Genomic DNA, 17,269 nt, shown 5'->3' with positions numbered 1-17,269 from the left:
CGGTATGAAATTTGTAAAAAATGATCAGACTGCTGTTTTCGCCCTCGGAGGGTTGGGCGAAATCGGTAAAAATACGTACGCGGTGCAATTTCAGGATGAAATTGTACTGATTGATGCAGGGATCAAGTTTCCCGAGGACGAACTGCTCGGCATTGACTACGTTATCCCTGATTACACGTATTTAGTCAAAAACGAAGATAAAATTAAAGGTCTTTTTATCACCCACGGGCATGAGGACCACATCGGCGGTATTCCATACCTGCTCAGACAAGTAAATATTCCTGTTTACGGCGGTAAACTCGCGATCGGCTTACTTCGGAATAAACTTGAAGAGCATGGATTATTAAGACAAACGAAACTGAATATTATCGGTGAGGATGATATCGTAAAGTTCCGCAAAACGGCTGTGTCATTTTTCAGAACAACACATAGTATTCCGGACTCTTACGGTATCGTTGTTAAGACGCCGCCAGGAAACATCGTACATACTGGAGATTTCAAATTCGACTTTACTCCAGTCGGCGAGCCGGCAAACTTAACGAAAATGGCCGAAATCGGCAAAGAAGGCGTTTTGTGCCTCCTTTCAGACAGCACAAACAGTGAAAACCCGGAATTCACCATGTCTGAACGCCGTGTCGGAGAAAGCATTCATGACATTTTCCGCAAGGTGGACGGCCGAATTATCTTCGCTACATTTGCGTCGAATATTCACCGCTTGCAGCAGGTAATTGAAGCTGCTGTATTAAACGGAAGAAAAGTTGCCGTATTTGGACGCAGTATGGAATCGGCTATTGAAATCGGACAAACTCTCGGATATATTAACTGTCCAAAAAATACCTTTATTGAGCATAACGAAATCAATCGTATGCCTGCCAATAAAGTAACAATTTTATGTACAGGAAGCCAAGGGGAGCCGATGGCGGCGCTATCAAGAATTGCAAACGGCACACACCGCCAGATTTCAATCAATCCTGGGGATACTGTCGTATTTTCTTCATCCCCAATCCCAGGCAACACAATCAGCGTAAGCCGTACAATCAACCAGTTGTATCGTGCGGGGGCCGAGGTCATTCACGGACCACTTAATGATATCCATACATCAGGACACGGCGGACAGGAAGAACAGAAGCTGATGCTTCGTTTAATCAAGCCTAAATTCTTCATGCCGATTCACGGTGAGTACAGAATGCAAAAGATGCATGTCAAGCTTGCAACAGATTGCGGCATTCCTGAAGAAAACTGCTTTATCATGGACAATGGTGAAGTGTTGGCTCTTAAAGGCGATGAAGCTTCAGTTGCCGGCAAAATTCCATCCGGTTCAGTCTACATTGACGGAAGCGGCATTGGTGATATTGGCAATATCGTGCTTCGTGACCGCAGAATCCTTTCTGAAGAAGGACTTGTTATCGTGGTTGTCAGCATTGACATGGACGACTTTAAGATTTCAGCAGGACCTGATTTGATTTCCAGAGGGTTTGTGTACATGAGAGAATCTGGCGACTTGATCAATGACGCCCAAGAGCTCATTTCAAACCACTTACAAAAAGTAATGGAACGAAAAACGACTCAATGGTCTGAAATCAAAAACGAGATTACAGATACACTTGCGCCGTTCTTATACGAAAAAACAAAACGCCGTCCGATGATCCTTCCGATCATTATGGAGGTTTAAAAAAAGATGCACTCTTGGGAGTGCATCTTTTTTATTGCAGTGAAATATGCTGAAATGCCTTTACATCAAATAATCCTGTTGTCGTCATTTTAATATCAGGAATGACGGGCAAAGCTAAAAACGAAAGCGTCAAAAATGGATTAAACCCGCCTGTGAAACCGATGAACGGTAATTTATCGTGCAGCGCCAGCAAGCTCTCATTTACCTGTTCCGCGGATTGGTCGGATAATAACCCTGCAATCGGCAGCGGAACCGAATGTAGCTCTTCTCCATTTTTGATTATCGTTAATCCTCCCCCCATTTCCTGCAGCTTATTAACTGCAGCCGCGATATCGGCATCATTTGTACCGACGGCAATAATATTATGGGAATCGTGCGAAATGGTTGTGGCAATCGCTCCGCTCTTGAATCCAAATCCTTTCACAACACCAAGTCCGGTTTCTTCTAATCCTTTATGCCGCTCAACAACTGCGATCTTCAACAAATCAAGGTCAGTGTCAGCTTCAAAAATGCGTGCATCAGGAGCCGGAACATGTACCAATCGTGTTTCAAGCTGGTTTGGAATGATTTGAATCACATTGATTTGCTGATTTGAATTGATTGGCATGTGAAAATTCTGTTCTGTAAGAGGACCAGCAAGCTTAACTGAATGGAGCAGTGCCGGTTCTGGAATTGCAGCTTGAGCGCTATCTTGATATACTGCTTTACTGCCTTCAGCAACAGTCTGCCCTTTTACCATTGTCATTGTGACAGTGACGTTTTCCAGATCAGAAACAAAGAGCAAATCAGCGTCAAAACCAGGGGCAATCGCTCCCTTTGTATCTAACCCGTAGCATTCGGCTGCATTAAGGCTTCCTAATTGATAGGCTAAAAACGGGTCAAGCCCAGCTTGAATTGCCATTTTCACTTGATGATTTACACTTCCCTCTGACAATAAATCATCCACATGCTTATCATCTGTACAGAAAAAGAAACGGCGCGCGTTCTTTTCATTCACCGCGGGAAGCACTTTTTGAGTGTTTTTTGCAACTGATCCTTCACGCATCATGACATACATGCCTCTTCTAATACGATCAAGAGCTTCTTCCTTCGTTGTTACTTCATGATCGTTTAAGACAAATGCCGTTCTATAAATGTTAATGAGATCTGTTGATAAACCGGATAAATGGCCGTCAATCCGCTTTCCTGCAACACGGGCATCGAGCAGTTTCTGAACCATATCGTCTTCACCCTGCTGAACCGACACATAATCCATGACTTCAGCCAGCCCCAAAACCTCTTCCTCTCCATAAAAAGGCTTTAAATCGGCAGCTCTGAGTACTGCGCCTGATCGCTCAAAGCTTGCGGCCGGCACACTTGAGGGAAGCATAAAATGAATATTCAGCGGTGTTTGCCGAGCCTGTTCAATCATAAAGGCAATCCCTTTGTCACCGGACACATTCGCTATCTCATGCGGATCGGCAACAACTGTCGTCACTCCATGCGGCAATACCGCTTTAGCGAATTCAATTGGTGTAACCATTGATGATTCAATATGTACATGTCCATCAATAAAACCCGGAACAATCATTTTTCCCTCTGCATCAATGGTCTTTTCGCCTTCATACTCGCCGAGGCCTACAATGACTCCATCTGTAATCGCAATATCTTCATGGATCCACTCTTGGTTAAATACGTCCATGATTTTTCCGTTCTTAATGACGAGATCAGCTTTTTGTCTTCGGGCTGAAGCGTTCAGCCTATTGACCAGCGTTTCTTTATTCAAATAGGCCCCTCCTCTTTTTTATTATATGGTACAATATGCTATCGGAACGCCTATGCTTAGTCAATAAAATTTTAAGAAATTGGCGCTCATTTCATTAAAGTTGTTATATTCTGATAATATTTAAAAAACCGCCCTTTCCGGACGGCTTGATTTACTGTTATTTTGTATGAAGAACTCTTTTTTCAAAGCGGGAAATGTCTGTAACCGATCCAATGACGATGAGAATATCTTCTTGATGTATGACTTCAGTTGCAAGCGGCGATACGATGACTTCCTTGCCCCTTTTTATGGCTACGATATTAATGCCGTATTTCGCACGGATATCTAAATCAAGAAGCGTATTTCCGGCAAGGCGGCTGTTGGCTACGATTTCAACAAGACTATGCTCCTCAGAAAGCTCCAAATAATCAAGTACATTGTTGGACACGATGTTATGCGCAATTCGTTTCGCCATATCGCGTTCCGGGTGGACAATATGGTCCGCACCGATTTTAGACAGCACTTTTTCATGATAATCGTTCTGGGCCTTAACTGTAATTGTATGGACACCCAGCTCTTTCAGAATAAGAGTCGTTAAAATACTCGCTTGGATATTTTCTCCAATTGCAACAATGACATGGTCAAAATTTCGCAGGCCTAAATTTTTTAAGACAGATTCATCTGTTGAATCACCGATAACGGCGTGAGATGCGATCTTGGCATACTCGTTGACTTTATCTTCATCAATATCCATCGCCATAACCTCGACGCCCTCTTCACTTAATGCTTTGCAAATACTGCCTCCAAAACGGCCGAGTCCAATTACCGCAAATTCTTTTTTCATAGTGATGCTCCTTTACCTGACATCATATTGATCAAATTTTATCATATTCTTTTGTAACAGTGTTAATCTCGTTATCCTTTTGGCAGCGAATTCATATGCCGCTTGAGTTTTTCAGCAAATGCCGGTGATAAGTACAGCTCTGCTCCGCGTTCAATTTCACTCTGATAGTGCTGAGGCGGGGCGGTTTCCGCATCTTTTTGGAGAACAAGAAAGGTTAAGCAGTCTGTGTAACGCCTTCCGCCTGCTTCAACATCTACAAATGCCGGGCGATACGTAAGTGATTCGACACCCTCCCTTTTGTATAGGTAGGAGAGCGCAGAAAAAGGGATACGATATAAAATACCTTCTGTTATTCCTCCGTCTTCCATCATATCCGCTCTTGAGCCGTCTTCCCTTTTTAGCGTGAAACGGGTTGTGTATCCTTTTAAAACGGCTCTTCCCACTGGATCTTGAAAATAATGATCGACACCAGCCTTTTGAAAACGTGCATTGTCCATACAGGACCCGTAGGCAAAATAATAAACAGGATCTTGCGATTTGCTGATCATCTGATGTTCTTTCCAGTCGCCGCTGCTTATTTTCGGAAAGCCGGTACAATCGTCTTTGTTCATAAAATAAACAAGTGCTTTTTTGTTCCCGCCATCTGTTTCCGCAAGCACCGTTTGTTTATGGTAACCTTGAAAAAATTGATCGAGCTTATGTATACATAATTCATCTGCTTCATATACCTCGCCGCATATATAGCCCTCACCAGCCAAAACGGCTGCAGGCCCCTCATTTGCGGCAAACAGGCATCCTTTCGTTCTCGCCTGTTCATTAATACATGCCGATTGCGCAAGTAAATGATGATCTTTTTCATGTTTTCTTAATGTCCCGTATACAAACAGAAGCGAGTTCATCTTATTTTTCCCCTCTCAGCCGTCTGATGTTAAAGGCAAAACAACTTGAAAGACGCTGCCTTTCCCAGCTTCACTTTCAATTTTCAATTCTCCGTTATGTTCCTTCAAGATCCTTAAACAAATGGCAAGTCCGAGTCCGGTGCCTTTTTCCTTTGTCGAGTAAAAAGGTTTGCCAATCTGCTTAAGTTTTTCCTGCGGCATGCCGTTTCCTTCATCTTTGACGCTGATTACTGCGTGAGAGGCTGTCTTAGCAGTCGTAATGGTTACGACACCGCCTTTTGGCATTGCCTCAATCCCATTTTTAATGATATTGATAAAGACCTGCTTCAGCTGATTTTCGTCCCCGTTAATGATACTGCCGTCTGTCTCTTCAAAATTTTTTTCGATCACGATATTGGACAAAATAGCATTGGTATCAAGCAATGTCGTGACTTGTTTCAGAATCTCATTGAGCTGATGCGTTTTAAATGAGATCGCCTGCGGTTTTGCAAGCAGCAACAGCTCGCTGAGCACCGAATCGATTCTTTTGATCTCTGAAAAGATGATGTCAAAATAGCTTTTTCTGTCCGGATATTGTGTTTTCATAATCTGAAGGAAACCGCTGACAGATGTTAAAGGGTTTCTGACTTCGTGTGCAATCCCGGCAGCAAGTTCACTTGTGATGGACAGTTTCTGTGATTCCCTCGCCAGCCGTTCATTAATCTCAATAAGCTCATCTTCAGCCTCTTTTCGCTCAGTGATATCTGACATTGTACCGAGGCTGCCTGTAAATTGGTCATAACGGTCGTAGTAAAGTTTATAATGAACTTCTCCCCAAAAAATCGTGCCGTTCTTTGTCACATATTTTGCGGTAAACATGCCAGAAGACGCTTTGTTTTGGATTTGGGTGTTAATGTGGTCGGCTACGTGCTTTTCTTTTATGAAGTAATCATTATACATCGTTCCCATACATTCACTGATTGAAAAGCCCGTTATTGATGCCCACGCCTGGTTTAAATATGTAATTTCGCCTTTTGCATTCGTTTGAAATACGATTTCCTGCAGATTATCCATGATGCGGTTTTTTTCTTCAGAGAGCTGTTTATACTTCCATTCATTATCCTTCATTTTCTTAACCAGCTGCTGTTTTTCATCTACATAGTAAGCCAGCATCCAGACACTTACGAGCGTGACTGCAGTATACACAATATCAACAGGCCAATTAATCGGGTTTTTGCCTATAAAATAAAATAAATAATCCCAAAACATAATAAAAATCATTGCCAAGATGATGGAAATGATACGCGCTTGATATTTTCTCATATGACCACCTGCCGCTTGTGTTTCTCTACTTATTGTACCATTCTTCGACAAATAATTGAGTAAAATATGTAAAGTATCCCAAATCATTCATTACCGGGTGTTCATGGTGTTCTATCTTAGGCGGCGGTAATCAGAAATTGGCACGCAAAAAAAGGCGGAGATGCATCGCTCCGCCTTTTTCAATATCGTATTATTCTTTTAAAGCGGCTTGAATTTCCTCAAGGAGCAGCTGTGCACCCTCAGGGCTTAACGTAATTTTACCGTTGCCGTATTCTTTATTTTCTGACGTGATTTCTCCGGTCATTAAACAAACGCCATGAGGTTTGTACTTTTTCAAAATAATTTTATCTCCGTCAACAAAAAACTCAATGCTGTCTTTAATAGCAATATCCAGTGCCCGTCTTAATTCTATCGGCATAACAATACGGCCTAATTCATCTACTTTTCTTACAACACCTATTGATTTCATAAAAACCCTTCTTCCTTTAAATGTTTCTTTTCTCATGTAATATTTAAGGATGTACCTCAATATATCGTAGACGTACGAAACTTAGAAAAAGTTTCCCGCTTTCTATAAGAATCACAAGATATTTTTTCCATAAAACCGAAAAATGTATTACTTCTGTTACACAGTTCCATGATTTTTTACAAAAACATTTCTTTCCCGACGCACACCCCCACAAATCGCTTTATTTGTTAGAAACTTTAAATGTAGAATCATATAAAATCAGGATAGAGATTGGGTGAAAACATGTTTCAATCAACTGAAATCGGGATTGACTTAGGAACAGCTAATATACTTGTTTACAGCAAAAATAAAGGGATTATTTTAAATGAACCATCTGTTGTCGCAGTGGATACAACGACAAAAGCAGTCCTTGCAATCGGGACTGACGCAAAAAACATGATCGGCAAAACGCCGGGAAAAATTGTCGCCGTCAGACCAATGAAGGATGGCGTTATCGCAGACTATGATATGACAACCGATTTGCTAAAGCATATTATGAAAAAAGCCGCAAAAAGCATCGGCATGACGTTCAGAAAACCGAACGTCGTCGTTTGCACACCGTCAGGATCAACAGCAGTAGAACGCCGCGCCATCAGTGACGCGGTGAAAAACTGCGGTGCGAAAAATGTCCATTTAATTGAAGAGCCAGTAGCTGCCGCAATCGGAGCGGATTTACCGGTTGATGAGCCGGTTGCCAATGTGGTAGTAGACATCGGCGGAGGGACGACAGAGGTCGCGATCATTTCCTTTGGCGGCGTTGTTTCCTGCCACTCTATCAGAATCGGCGGAGACCAGCTTGATGAGGATATCGTTTCTTTCGTCCGAAAAAAATATAATTTGCTGATCGGCGAGCGTACAGCTGAGCAGGTAAAAATGGAAATTGGCCACGCCCTGATTGAGCATGTGCCCGAAGCAATGGAAATTCGGGGACGCGACCTCGTGACAGGCCTTCCAAAAACCATTATGCTTCAATCTAACGAAATTCAAGATGCCATGCGTGAATCTCTCCTGCATATTCTTGAAGCCATCAGAGCTACACTTGAGGACTGCCCGCCTGAATTGAGCGGTGATATTGTTGACCGTGGCGTTATTTTAACAGGCGGCGGCGCGCTCCTTAATGGGATAAAAGAATGGCTCACAGAAGAAATTGTAGTTCCTGTACACGTTGCGCAAAATCCGCTTGAATCTGTGGCAATCGGCACAGGCCGTTCTTTAGAAGTGATCGATAAGCTTCAAAAAGCGATTAAATAGCCTTTTCCTGCAAAAATCTCACATATAGTAAATTTCTTGCTTCTTTTTTCCTCTCTCCCTTCATATTGTGGGAAATGGAGAAACGTTAAGGAGGAAACAGATGCTAAGAGATTTAGGAAGAAGAGTAGCGATTGCAGCCATTTTAAGCGGAATCATTCTTGGAGGCATGAGCATTTCTTTGGCAAATATGCCCCATTCGCCTGCAGGCGGCACTGTAAAACTGAATCATCCATAAAACCGGAAAACCCAAGACATGTTGTTTTGGGTTTTTCACATTGGCCTCCTTTCTTTCCTTTATTGAATTATATTTGATATGATGAGAAAAAAGCTTGAGGAGGAATGATTTATGGATTCATTTTCACAGAAATTAAATACATATGCACAGCTGGCGGTAGAGGTTGGCGTAAACGTCCAAAAAGGCCAGTATGTAGTTGTAAATGCTTCTACAGACGTACGGGATTTTGTCCGCTTAATAGTGAAACATGCATATGAAAAAGGGGCAAAAAATGTAACAGTAAATTGGCAGGATGACGAAGTCGCCAAATTAAAATATGAACTCGCGCCGTTTGAAGCATTTGAAGAATATCCTGAATGGGAAGCAAAAGGAAGAGAAGAGCTTGCTAAAAAAGGGGCTGCTTTCATCTCTGTTGTGTCATCTAACCCGGACTTACTAAAGGGTGTCGATTCCAAGCGGATCGCTGCATTTCAAAAAGCAGCAGGTGAAGCATTACATACATACAGACAATATATTCAATCGGACAAAGTCAGCTGGACGGTCGTAGGTGCGGCATCAGCGGGCTGGGCTCAGAAAGTGTTTCCTGGCAAATCAGAGGAGGAAGCGATTCAGCTTCTGTGGGAAGAAATTTTCAAAGCAACGCGCGTAAACGAAGATAACCCGGTTCAAGCTTGGATCAAACATGATCAAAATCTGCATGAAAAAGTTGACCATTTGAACGAGAGACATTACGCTGCTTTACATTATCAAGCAAAAGGAACTGATTTAACCATTAAGCTGCCGAAAAAGCATGTTTGGGCAGGCGCAGGAAGCGTGAATGAAAGCGGCCATGAGTTTATGGCCAATATGCCGACAGAAGAAGTGTTTACACTGCCGCAAAAAGACGGGGTCGACGGAGTGGTATCGAGCACAAAACCGCTAAGCTACGGCGGAAATATTATCGAAAACTTTACCCTCACGTTTAAAAATGGCCGTATAGTCGACATTAAAGCCGAAAAAGGTGAGGACATTTTAAAAGAATTGGTGGAAACAGATGAAGGCTCTCACTATTTAGGTGAAGTGGCACTTGTTCCTTACGATTCTCCTATATCACAATCAAATATTCTTTTCTATAACACATTGTTTGATGAAAACGCGTCAAATCATTTAGCGATCGGCAGCGCATATGCCTTTAACATTGAAGGCGGAAAACAGATGTCTCGGGAAGAGCTTGTCAAAGAAGGCTTAAATGAAAGCATCACACACGTGGACTTTATGGTTGGTTCTAAGGATATGAATATCGACGGAATTACGGCAGACGGAAAAAGAGAGCCTATCTTCAGAAACGGTAATTGGGCTTTTTAATCAACAAAAGGAGGCTTTTCGCCTCCTTTTTATTTTTCCGCTTCATACATTTGCAGATTGGCATAAACGGTTTCTAATATAGGCGTTGCAAGTGATAAACGTTTTGCTTTTTCAAGCAAAAATCCGTGCAAGTGGTCACCTTCAGTCGTTTGGCCGTTTTCCATATCCCGAAGCATGGATGACTTCATATGATAAGACATGCTTGTCATCGTCCGGAAGCTCTCTTCTTCAAGATTCGGATCAGCCGGAACGCCTTCTTTTCGTAAAATAGCGCCAATTTCCCCAATAAGTTTTTTGGCCGTGTGACGTCCGCCTTCTGTTTTGAGAATCGGGCCAAGCGGTCGTTGAAATAGCGTTGTGATCCCCGCCTGCGCTGCAATGAAGAGATACTTTTTCCATATGTCCTTCTCGATATTTCCGCTGATGATGACTTCTGCCTTCACGCCTGAAAATGCCTCTCCAAGCGCTGTTATTCGTTCCGTACGCTCGCCGTTCCATTCTCCGAATACAAAACGATGCGATGCGCTCGTATGATGAATTTCTCCCTTGCTGTCTAAGGCGCTTTCTATAAAACATAGGCCGCCCAGCACCTGTTCTTTTGAAAATGCCGTGAACAGCTGCTCGTAATGCCGGTATCCGTTTAAAAACGGAATAATGACAGTTTCGCGATGGATAAACGGTTTGACATCGTCTATCACTTGACCAAGTGAATATGCTTTAGAAGCGATGATAACAACATCAAACTGCCCTGTTTCTCCGGCACTGATAAGTGAGGGCTGAAATGATACATTCCCCTTTTCGCTATGAATGACAATCCCGGTTTCTTTTAACTGCCCAGCTCTTTTTTGACGCACGAGAAATGCCACATCATTACCTTTCTCTGCAAGCCGTCCGCCAATATATCCGCCTACTCCTCCAGCTCCGACAACTAAAAACTTCATGCTGTGGTCCCCTTTCATATTTATGTATCAAAAAAAGCAGAGACATCTCTGCTTTTTTTATTACGCGTATAGTTCAGTCAGTTTTTTCTGCACATCAGCATTTTCAAGGAACTCGTCATAGCTCATTTGCTTATCGACGATGCCGTTAGGTGTAATTTCTATAATTCTGTTGGCAATGGTCTGAACAAACTGATGGTCATGGGAAGTAAACAGCATAGCGCCTTTAAAGCTGATTAAGCCGTTATTGAGCGCTGTAATGGATTCTAAGTCTAGATGGTTGGTCGGCTCATCCAATATTAAAATATTGGCGCCAGAAAGCATCGCTTTCGACAGCATACAGCGAACTTTTTCTCCCCCGGAAAGTACATTTGCTTTTTTGTGGACTTCTTCTCCGGAGAACAGCATGCGACCTAAGAAACCGCGTAAAAAGCTCTCACTTTGGTCATGAGGAGAATATTGGCGAAGCCAGTCAACAAGATTCAAATCACTGCCTTCGAAATATTCGCTGTTGTCTTTCGGAAAATACGCTTGGGATGTAGTGACGCCCCATTTAAACGTTCCGCTGTCAGCTTCCATTTCCCCGGAAATGATTTTAAACAGTGTAGTAACAGCCAGTTCGTTGCGGCCCGTAAAAGCAATTTTATCTTCTCTATTCATAATAAAGCTGACGTTGTCGAGTACCTTTACGCCATCGATTGTTTTCGTTAAGCCTTCCACCCGAAGCACATCATTTCCGATTTCCCGTTCAGGCGTAAAGTTAACGTAAGGATAGCGGCGGGAAGACGGTTTAATATCATCCAGCGTAATTTTTTCGAGAAGTTTCTTTCTTGATGTTGCCTGCTTAGATTTAGACGCATTGGCGCTGAATCTAGCGACAAACTCTTGAAGCTGTTTAATTTGCTCTTCTTTTTTCTTGTTCGCTTCTTGAGAAAGCTTTAACGCCAGCTGGCTTGATTCGTACCAGAAATCATAGTTTCCGACATAGATTTGGATTTTGTTAAAATCAAGGTCAGCGATGTGCGTACACACTTTATTTAAGAAGTGACGGTCATGGGATACGACAATAACTGTGTTTTCGAAGTTAATCAGAAATTCTTCCAGCCACTGGATTGCCTGAAGGTCCAAGTGGTTCGTCGGCTCATCCAGCAGCAGAACATCCGGCTTGCCGAATAGCGCCTGCGCCAAGAGCACTTTTACTTTCTCTGAACCGCCAAGGTCTTCCATCTTCTTCGTATGAAGGTCTTCTGAGATTCCGAGGCCTTTTAAAAGGATCGCAGCTTCACTTTCCGCTTCCCAACCGTTCAGCTCTGCAAATTCACCTTCGAGCTCAGCCGCACGAATTCCATCCTCATCTGAGAAATCAGGCTTCATGTAAATGGCGTCTTTCTCCTGCATGACTTCATACAGGCGTTTGTGGCCCATAATGACCACTTTCAGCACTTCATGCTCTTCGTACTCAAAATGGTTCTGTTTCAAGATGGCAAGACGCTCGCCGGGACTCATATGAACGTCGCCTGTCTGAGGCTCAATCTCGCCTGATAGCACTTTCAGAAACGTTGATTTACCGGCACCATTTGCACCAATTAACCCATAGCAGTTGCCTGGGGTAAATTTAATATTGACATCTTCAAATAACTTGCGATCCGCAAACCGCAAGCTTACATTATTTACAGCAATCATTTATTATCCTCCATCATGTCTATCATCATTAAAAGTATACCATGAATACAGGGCAAGAGAAATGATTCCCTGATAAAACAGAGAGAAAACACGTATACACTCAAAGCGGCCAGCATGTTACAATGAAGCAGAGAGAATGCATCCACCTGGAAAATTACACACTCTCATGGAGGAACACGTTGAGGCTTTTAACACTTATTGAATACTGCTTATTGATCTTTTTTACGGGCTTTTACCTTGCCGTAACAGGTTTTACCGCCAAAGATATCGGCTTATATATCGGCATAGCCCTCATTTACATATTTTCGCACGTTTTTTCTAAACGTTTTTTAGAAAAGCGCGAAAAAGAGAACAAACAGGTTCACCTTTTCTTCAGTGTGCTGGCCATTATCGGTTCAGTGTTCATCACGGTACTATGCATTGCATTAGTTGCTTCTATTTCAAATTAAAAAACGCCTGCTGTCCAAAGGCCAGCAAGGCGTTTTTATTTTGTTTGACGCATTTCGTTAAACGGGAAAAAGACAAACTTTGATGTGCCGACAATCCGGTCTTCCGCAATCAGTCCCAGTCCGTTTCGGCTGTCCATAGAATTCAGCCGATTATCTCCCATGACAAAATATTTGCCTTTCGGAACCTTTACCGGTCCAAAGTCGCCGGTCAGACTGACGCCAAGTTTTTCTGCTTCCTTTTTGTTTTTAGACAAGTAAGGCTCGGCTACTTTTTTTCCGTTTATATAAAGCGTGTCATCCTTCATTTGAACGGTTTCTCCAGGCTTTCCGATCAATCTTTTTACATAGTGGACTTTTGATGTCTCACCATTGATGATGACGATATCTCCGCGGTCGAGCTCACCGATATAGTTCACTGTTTTATTCACAAACAATCTTTCTCCGTCATGTAATGTGGGATACATAGATGAACCTTCTACTAAATAAGGTTCAAACAAAAAATGACGGATAAGGAGAGCCAACAGAACAGCGATGACGATCGCTTTTCCCCATTCCAAGTACGTATTGGTTTTTTTCTTCGCCGCTTTTTCAGTTTTCGTGTTTTTTTCCTCGGTCAACGTGTTTCCTCCATCCTAGACGATTGCTATGTCAGTTGTTTCTCTTCTTTTACTTTATCATAAATGATATTAAAATACATAACTTAACCGCGCTCCCGCAAGCAGGATAAAGAAAAAGCGTCCTTTCGAATCAAGGACGCTTTTTTCTTATTTCTCTGTAACAGGTTTTTTTACAATACCGAGGATAACGGCCATCACGACAGCACCGATCACGATACTTAATAGGTAAAGCAGCGGATGGTTTGTAATAAAGGCTACGAATACTCCTCCGTGAGGGGCCGGAAGCGTTACACGGAAGAATTCAGTTAATCCGCCGGCAACAGCTGCACCGACTACAGCAGCCGGGATAACGCGAAGCGGATCAGCTGCAGCAAACGGAATTGCTCCCTCTGTTACGAAAGCAGCACCCATGAAGTAGCATGTAATACCTGCTTCACGGTCACGCTGAGAGAACTTGTTTCGGAAAATTGTTGTTGCAAGTGCAATACCTAGCGGAGGAACCATGCCGCCGGCCATGATTGCTGCATGAGGCGCATAGTTGCCTGCATCAATCATCGCGATACCGAACGTAAAGGCTGCTTTATTAAGCGGGCCCCCCATATCGATCGCCATCATACCGCCCAAGATAATACCCATTAATACAAGGTTTCCAGTACCAAGGCTTTCAAGCCAGTCTGTTAAGAAATTCATAAATGCCGCTACAGGTGTGTTCACAACGAAACGCATGATAATACCAGTTAAGAATATACCAAACAGCGGATAAATTAATACAGGTTTCAGTCCGTCAAGTGATTGCGGAATAAAAACGAATGCTTTTTTCAAAAGAACAACGATATAACCAGCCAAGAATCCGGCAATTAATCCGCCTAAGAATCCAGCATTTGCTTGGGAAGCCATAAATCCGCCGACCATACCAGGTGCAAAACCAGGACGGTCTGCAATACTCATTGCGATAAATCCGGCAAGAACAGCCACGATTAATCCTAACGCATTGTCACCGCCGATAAACTTAAGAGCTGCAGCAAACGTGTTGTAAGTAGGATCATCCGGATTGGAAGAATTAATTCCCCAGAAGAATGAAATCGCAACGAGTATACCGCCGCCGACTACGAACGGAAGCATGTTGCTAACACCGCTCATCAGATGCTTATAAAACGCGCTTCCGATGCCGCCGCCAGACTTGCCTCGCGCTTCATCTTCATCATTGGAAGCTGAAGAATCGCCGCCGCTGCCTTGATAAATAGGCGCATCTTGATTCATCGCTTTTTCGATAAGCTCTTGCGGACGTCTGATACCCGCCGTTACAGGAACTTGAAGTACGCGTTTGCCTTTAAAGCGCTCCATTTCAACCTGCTTGTCCGCTGCGACAATGATTGCAGGCGCATCTTCAATTTCCTGTGCAGTCAGCTTGTGCTTAATACCGCTTGAACCATTTGTTTCGACCTTGATTTCTACACCAAGCTCTTTCGCTTTTTCTTTAAGAGCATCCGCAGCCATGAATGTGTGTGCAATACCTGTCGGACATGCCGTAACAGCCAGGATTTTTCCTTTTCCGGCAGGTGCTGGTGCCGCTTCTTCTTCCTCTTCCTCTTCGTCATCATCTTTATCATGCTGATTAATAATATCGATGATGGCATCCTCTGACTCAGCTTCAAGGAGCTGCTTGCGGATTTCTTCACGCATTAACAGTGTTGAAAGTCTTGATAATGCTTCAAGGTGAGTGTTATTTGCGCCTTCAGTTGCCGCAATCATGAACACCAAATGAGCCGGCTGGCCGTCTAATGATTCATAATCGACACCGTCTTTTGAACGTCCGAACGCAATCGCCGGGTTGATTACACTTGCTGTTTTCGCATGGGGGATAGCGATTCCTTCACCGATACCCGTTGAGCTTTGGCTCTCGCGATTTAAAATGGCTTCTTTGTAGGCTTCCCGGTCATTTAATTTTCCAGCCTTATCAAGAACAGTGACCATTTCGTCAATAACATTTTCTTTTTCTTTGCTCTCAATATTAAGCTTTATCGTATGCTTCGTTAAAAGCTCAGTTATTTTCACTTTTGTTTCCTCCTCTATAGACGTGTGACCTTAACTTCAGGAAGAAGCTGCTGGACGAATTCTTCTGTTCCAAGTTCTTCAGAGAACGCGGTAGCACTGCCTGACGTCACTCCTAAGCGGAATGCTTCTTCAAGCGGCAGCTGTTTGGAAATGCCGGCAAGGAAACCTGCAACGACGGAATCTCCCGCTCCAACTGAGTTTACCAATTTCCCCTTTGGCACGTTGGCAAAATATGTTGCTTCGTTCGTAAACAGAAGCGCTCCGTCTCCAGCCATGGATACGATTACATGTTCAGCACCTTGTTCTACAAGCTTTTTCCCGTAAGGAACAGCTTCTTCAACTGATGTAATCGTCGTACCGAACATTTCTCCCAGTTCATGATGATTTGGCTTCATCAAAAACGGTTTCATTTCTGTCGCTTTCAAAAGCGCCTCGCCTGAGATATCCAGCACAACTCGCGCGTTCTGCTGTTGGCAGGCTTTTGCGATTTTTTCATAAGTATCGTGAGGCAGTGAAGATGGAATGCTTCCTGCAAGGACGACGATATCTCCCTCTTGCAAAGATTGGAACTGTTCTAAAAAGGCTTTGAAATCTTCATCAGAAATATTCGGTCCCTGCCCGTTAATTTCAGTTTCATCACCAGTTTTCAGCTTTACATTGATACGGGTATCTCCTTTTACTTCAGAAAAAGCTGTTTCCAGGTTTTCTTCCCGTAAAAATGTTTTGATATATTCTCCGGTAAATCCGCCGACGAACCCGAGCGCTTTAGACGGTACATGATGTCTTTTCAGCAGTCTCGATACGTTGATGCCTTTGCCCCCAGGATACTTTGTATCGTATGCAGAACGGTTCAGGCCTCCTACAGTAAAATCTTCAACGTGAACAATATAATCGACAGATGGATTAAGTGTTACAGTGTAAATCATGGTTTCACTACCTTTACGACAGTTTTTTCTTGGTAATTATCGAATGTAAGCTCTTCAGCGTCAGTCGTAATGATTGTTGCGTCGCCTATTCCGGCAAAAGCCGAAAATGAAATTTCTCCGAATTTCGAAGGGTCTGCTAAGACGTAAGCGTGTTTTGCCTGTTTGACAGCTTTCTGTTTTAATAGGGCCTCATCAGGGTCCGGGGTTGTGAATCCAGCCTCTGTATGGACACCGTTTGTTCCCAGAAAACTCTTGTCGAATCTGTACTGATCCATGGCAATCAGTGAAGCGCCTCCAATAACCGCGCCCGTTCTGTGCTTTACGTATCCTCCAAGCAGATAAAAAGAAATTTCTTTCCTTATTAATGCATCGATATGCATCACTCCGTTTGTGACAACGACAATATCTTTGCTTTTATCCATAAAATCAATCATGTGCAAAGTCGTCGTGCCTGCATCAAGGTAAATGCAATCCCCTTCTTCTATAAGGGAAGCTGCTTTTTCAGCAATCTTCAACTTATCGTGAAGGTTTTTGGATGATTTTTCAAGCATATCGGGTTCAAGTCTGATATCGGAAAGCTTGGCCGCTCCCCCATGAACACGCTTTAAAAAACCGCGTTCTTCAAGTGTCGATAAATCTCTTCTGATTGTTGATTCAGAAGCATTTGTAAGACTTATGAGCTCTTGAATTTTCACCACATCATGCTTTTCTATTTGATCAATAATCAATTGATGCCGTTCAGGAGTTAGCATGCTTCACCTCCTAATGAAAACGTATTCATTTTGAATACAATTTCATTGTA

At 43.0% G+C, this 17,269-nt stretch carries 16 protein-coding genes; 5 read left to right on the top strand and 11 right to left on the bottom strand.

Annotation, left to right across the window (positions count from 1 at the left end):
- Nucleotides 1-4 precede the first annotated feature (4 nt).
- Entirely contained in the window at nucleotides 5-1,672 is a 1,668-nt protein-coding gene (gene rnjA / locus MOB98_RS18610) for a ribonuclease J1 (protein ID WP_268367392.1), read from the top strand.
- Between the two features lie 31 nt (nucleotides 1,673-1,703).
- Here the strand turns inward: rnjA and ade are convergent, their stop codons facing one another.
- The 5 genes from ade to abhA all read right to left on the bottom strand — a co-directional run bounded on the left by ade (nucleotide 1,704) and on the right by abhA (nucleotide 6,930).
- Entirely contained in the window at nucleotides 1,704-3,437 is a 1,734-nt protein-coding gene (gene ade / locus MOB98_RS18605) for an adenine deaminase (protein ID WP_268361904.1), read from the bottom strand.
- Nucleotides 3,438-3,594: 157 nt separating this feature from the next.
- Complete coding sequence (gene ktrC, locus MOB98_RS18600; RefSeq protein WP_003222311.1) at nucleotides 3,595-4,260, bottom strand: Ktr system potassium transporter KtrC; 666 nt, start codon at nucleotides 4,258-4,260, stop codon at nucleotides 3,595-3,597.
- A 71-nt stretch (nucleotides 4,261-4,331) separates the two neighbouring features.
- Nucleotides 4,332-5,159 carry a gamma-glutamylcyclotransferase gene (locus MOB98_RS18595; protein WP_268361901.1) on the bottom strand — a complete coding sequence of 276 codons (828 nt, stop codon included), beginning with the start codon at nucleotides 5,157-5,159 and terminating at the stop codon, nucleotides 4,332-4,334.
- Between the two features lie 15 nt (nucleotides 5,160-5,174).
- Nucleotides 5,175-6,461, bottom strand: coding sequence for a two-component sensor histidine kinase KinC (gene kinC, locus MOB98_RS18590; protein ID WP_268361899.1), 1,287 nt, complete (start codon nucleotides 6,459-6,461; stop codon nucleotides 5,175-5,177).
- 190 nt (nucleotides 6,462-6,651) lie between these two features.
- Entirely contained in the window at nucleotides 6,652-6,930 is a 279-nt protein-coding gene (abhA, locus tag MOB98_RS18585; protein ID WP_003244728.1) for a transcriptional regulator AbhA, read from the bottom strand.
- Nucleotides 6,931-7,212: 282 nt separating this feature from the next.
- Here abhA and mreBH point away from each other — a divergent pair, with 282 nt between their 5' ends.
- The 3 genes from mreBH (at nucleotide 7,213) to MOB98_RS18570 (ending at nucleotide 9,799) form a co-directional block, all read left to right on the top strand.
- Nucleotides 7,213-8,220 carry a cell shape-determining protein MreBH gene (mreBH, locus tag MOB98_RS18580; RefSeq protein WP_268361117.1) on the top strand — a complete coding sequence of 336 codons (1,008 nt, stop codon included), beginning with the start codon at nucleotides 7,213-7,215 and terminating at the stop codon, nucleotides 8,218-8,220.
- Nucleotides 8,221-8,320: 100 nt separating this feature from the next.
- Nucleotides 8,321-8,455: a protein YkpC gene (locus MOB98_RS18575; RefSeq protein WP_003238865.1), complete on the top strand. Its 135-nt coding sequence runs from the start codon at nucleotides 8,321-8,323 to the stop codon at nucleotides 8,453-8,455.
- Between the two features lie 111 nt (nucleotides 8,456-8,566).
- The gene (locus tag MOB98_RS18570) at nucleotides 8,567-9,799 is read left to right on the top strand and encodes an aminopeptidase (RefSeq protein WP_268361115.1); all 1,233 of its coding nucleotides are present in this window, start codon (nucleotides 8,567-8,569) and stop codon (nucleotides 9,797-9,799) included.
- Nucleotides 9,800-9,828: 29 nt separating this feature from the next.
- Here the strand turns inward: MOB98_RS18570 and MOB98_RS18565 are convergent, their stop codons facing one another.
- Together MOB98_RS18565 and MOB98_RS18560 are read right to left on the bottom strand one after the other, a co-directional pair.
- Nucleotides 9,829-10,740, bottom strand: coding sequence for a ketopantoate reductase family protein (locus MOB98_RS18565; RefSeq protein ID WP_268361113.1), 912 nt, complete (start codon nucleotides 10,738-10,740; stop codon nucleotides 9,829-9,831).
- Between the two features lie 60 nt (nucleotides 10,741-10,800).
- Nucleotides 10,801-12,420 carry an ATP-binding cassette domain-containing protein gene (locus tag MOB98_RS18560; RefSeq protein WP_268361111.1) on the bottom strand — a complete coding sequence of 540 codons (1,620 nt, stop codon included), beginning with the start codon at nucleotides 12,418-12,420 and terminating at the stop codon, nucleotides 10,801-10,803.
- A 179-nt stretch (nucleotides 12,421-12,599) separates the two neighbouring features.
- Between MOB98_RS18560 and MOB98_RS18555 the strand changes: the two genes are divergently transcribed.
- Nucleotides 12,600-12,869, top strand: coding sequence for a hypothetical protein (locus tag MOB98_RS18555; protein ID WP_268361109.1), 270 nt, complete (start codon nucleotides 12,600-12,602; stop codon nucleotides 12,867-12,869).
- A gap of 35 nt (nucleotides 12,870-12,904) precedes the next feature.
- Here the strand turns inward: MOB98_RS18555 and sipT are convergent, their stop codons facing one another.
- The 4 genes from sipT to MOB98_RS18535 form a co-directional block, all read right to left on the bottom strand.
- On the bottom strand, nucleotides 12,905-13,486 hold the full coding sequence (gene sipT, locus MOB98_RS18550) for a signal peptidase I sipT (protein WP_268361108.1): 582 nt from the start codon (nucleotides 13,484-13,486) through the stop codon (nucleotides 12,905-12,907).
- A gap of 147 nt (nucleotides 13,487-13,633) precedes the next feature.
- Nucleotides 13,634-15,541: a PTS fructose transporter subunit IIABC gene (locus MOB98_RS18545; protein ID WP_268361106.1), complete on the bottom strand. Its 1,908-nt coding sequence runs from the start codon at nucleotides 15,539-15,541 to the stop codon at nucleotides 13,634-13,636.
- 14 nt (nucleotides 15,542-15,555) lie between these two features.
- Entirely contained in the window at nucleotides 15,556-16,467 is a 912-nt protein-coding gene (gene pfkB, locus MOB98_RS18540) for a 1-phosphofructokinase (RefSeq protein WP_268361104.1), read from the bottom strand.
- On the bottom strand, nucleotides 16,464-17,219 hold the full coding sequence (locus tag MOB98_RS18535; RefSeq protein WP_268361103.1) for a DeoR/GlpR family DNA-binding transcription regulator: 756 nt from the start codon (nucleotides 17,217-17,219) through the stop codon (nucleotides 16,464-16,466). The genes pfkB and MOB98_RS18535 overlap by 4 nt, the downstream gene beginning before the upstream one ends.
- Nucleotides 17,220-17,269: the final 50 nt, after the last annotated feature.

The sequence above is a fragment of the Bacillus sp. N13C7 genome (assembly GCF_026790065.1).
Taxonomy (GTDB): Bacteria; Bacillota; Bacilli; order Bacillales; family Bacillaceae; genus Bacillus.
The sequence above is the reverse complement of the archived record's forward strand: the minus strand, read 5'-3'. Positions and strand labels throughout refer to the sequence as shown.

Coding starts and splice junctions, on each gene's coding strand:
- rnjA (WP_268367392.1), top strand. CDS start 5: ATGAAATTTGTAAAAAATGATCAGACTGCTGTTTTCGCCCTCGGAGGG.
- ktrC (WP_003222311.1), bottom strand. CDS start 4,260: ATGAAAAAAGAATTTGCGGTAATTGGACTCGGCCGTTTTGGAGGCAGT.
- MOB98_RS18595 (WP_268361901.1), bottom strand. CDS start 5,159: ATGAACTCGCTTCTGTTTGTATACGGGACATTAAGAAAACATGAAAAA.
- kinC (WP_268361899.1), bottom strand. CDS start 6,461: ATGAGAAAATATCAAGCGCGTATCATTTCCATCATCTTGGCAATGATT.
- abhA (WP_003244728.1), bottom strand. CDS start 6,930: ATGAAATCAATAGGTGTTGTAAGAAAAGTAGATGAATTAGGCCGTATT.
- mreBH (WP_268361117.1), top strand. CDS start 7,213: ATGTTTCAATCAACTGAAATCGGGATTGACTTAGGAACAGCTAATATA.
- MOB98_RS18575 (WP_003238865.1), top strand. CDS start 8,321: ATGCTAAGAGATTTAGGAAGAAGAGTAGCGATTGCAGCCATTTTAAGC.
- MOB98_RS18570 (WP_268361115.1), top strand. CDS start 8,567: ATGGATTCATTTTCACAGAAATTAAATACATATGCACAGCTGGCGGTA.
- MOB98_RS18565 (WP_268361113.1), bottom strand. CDS start 10,740: ATGAAGTTTTTAGTTGTCGGAGCTGGAGGAGTAGGCGGATATATTGGC.
- MOB98_RS18560 (WP_268361111.1), bottom strand. CDS start 12,420: ATGATTGCTGTAAATAATGTAAGCTTGCGGTTTGCGGATCGCAAGTTA.
- pfkB (WP_268361104.1), bottom strand. CDS start 16,467: ATGATTTACACTGTAACACTTAATCCATCTGTCGATTATATTGTTCAC.
- MOB98_RS18535 (WP_268361103.1), bottom strand. CDS start 17,219: ATGCTAACTCCTGAACGGCATCAATTGATTATTGATCAAATAGAAAAG.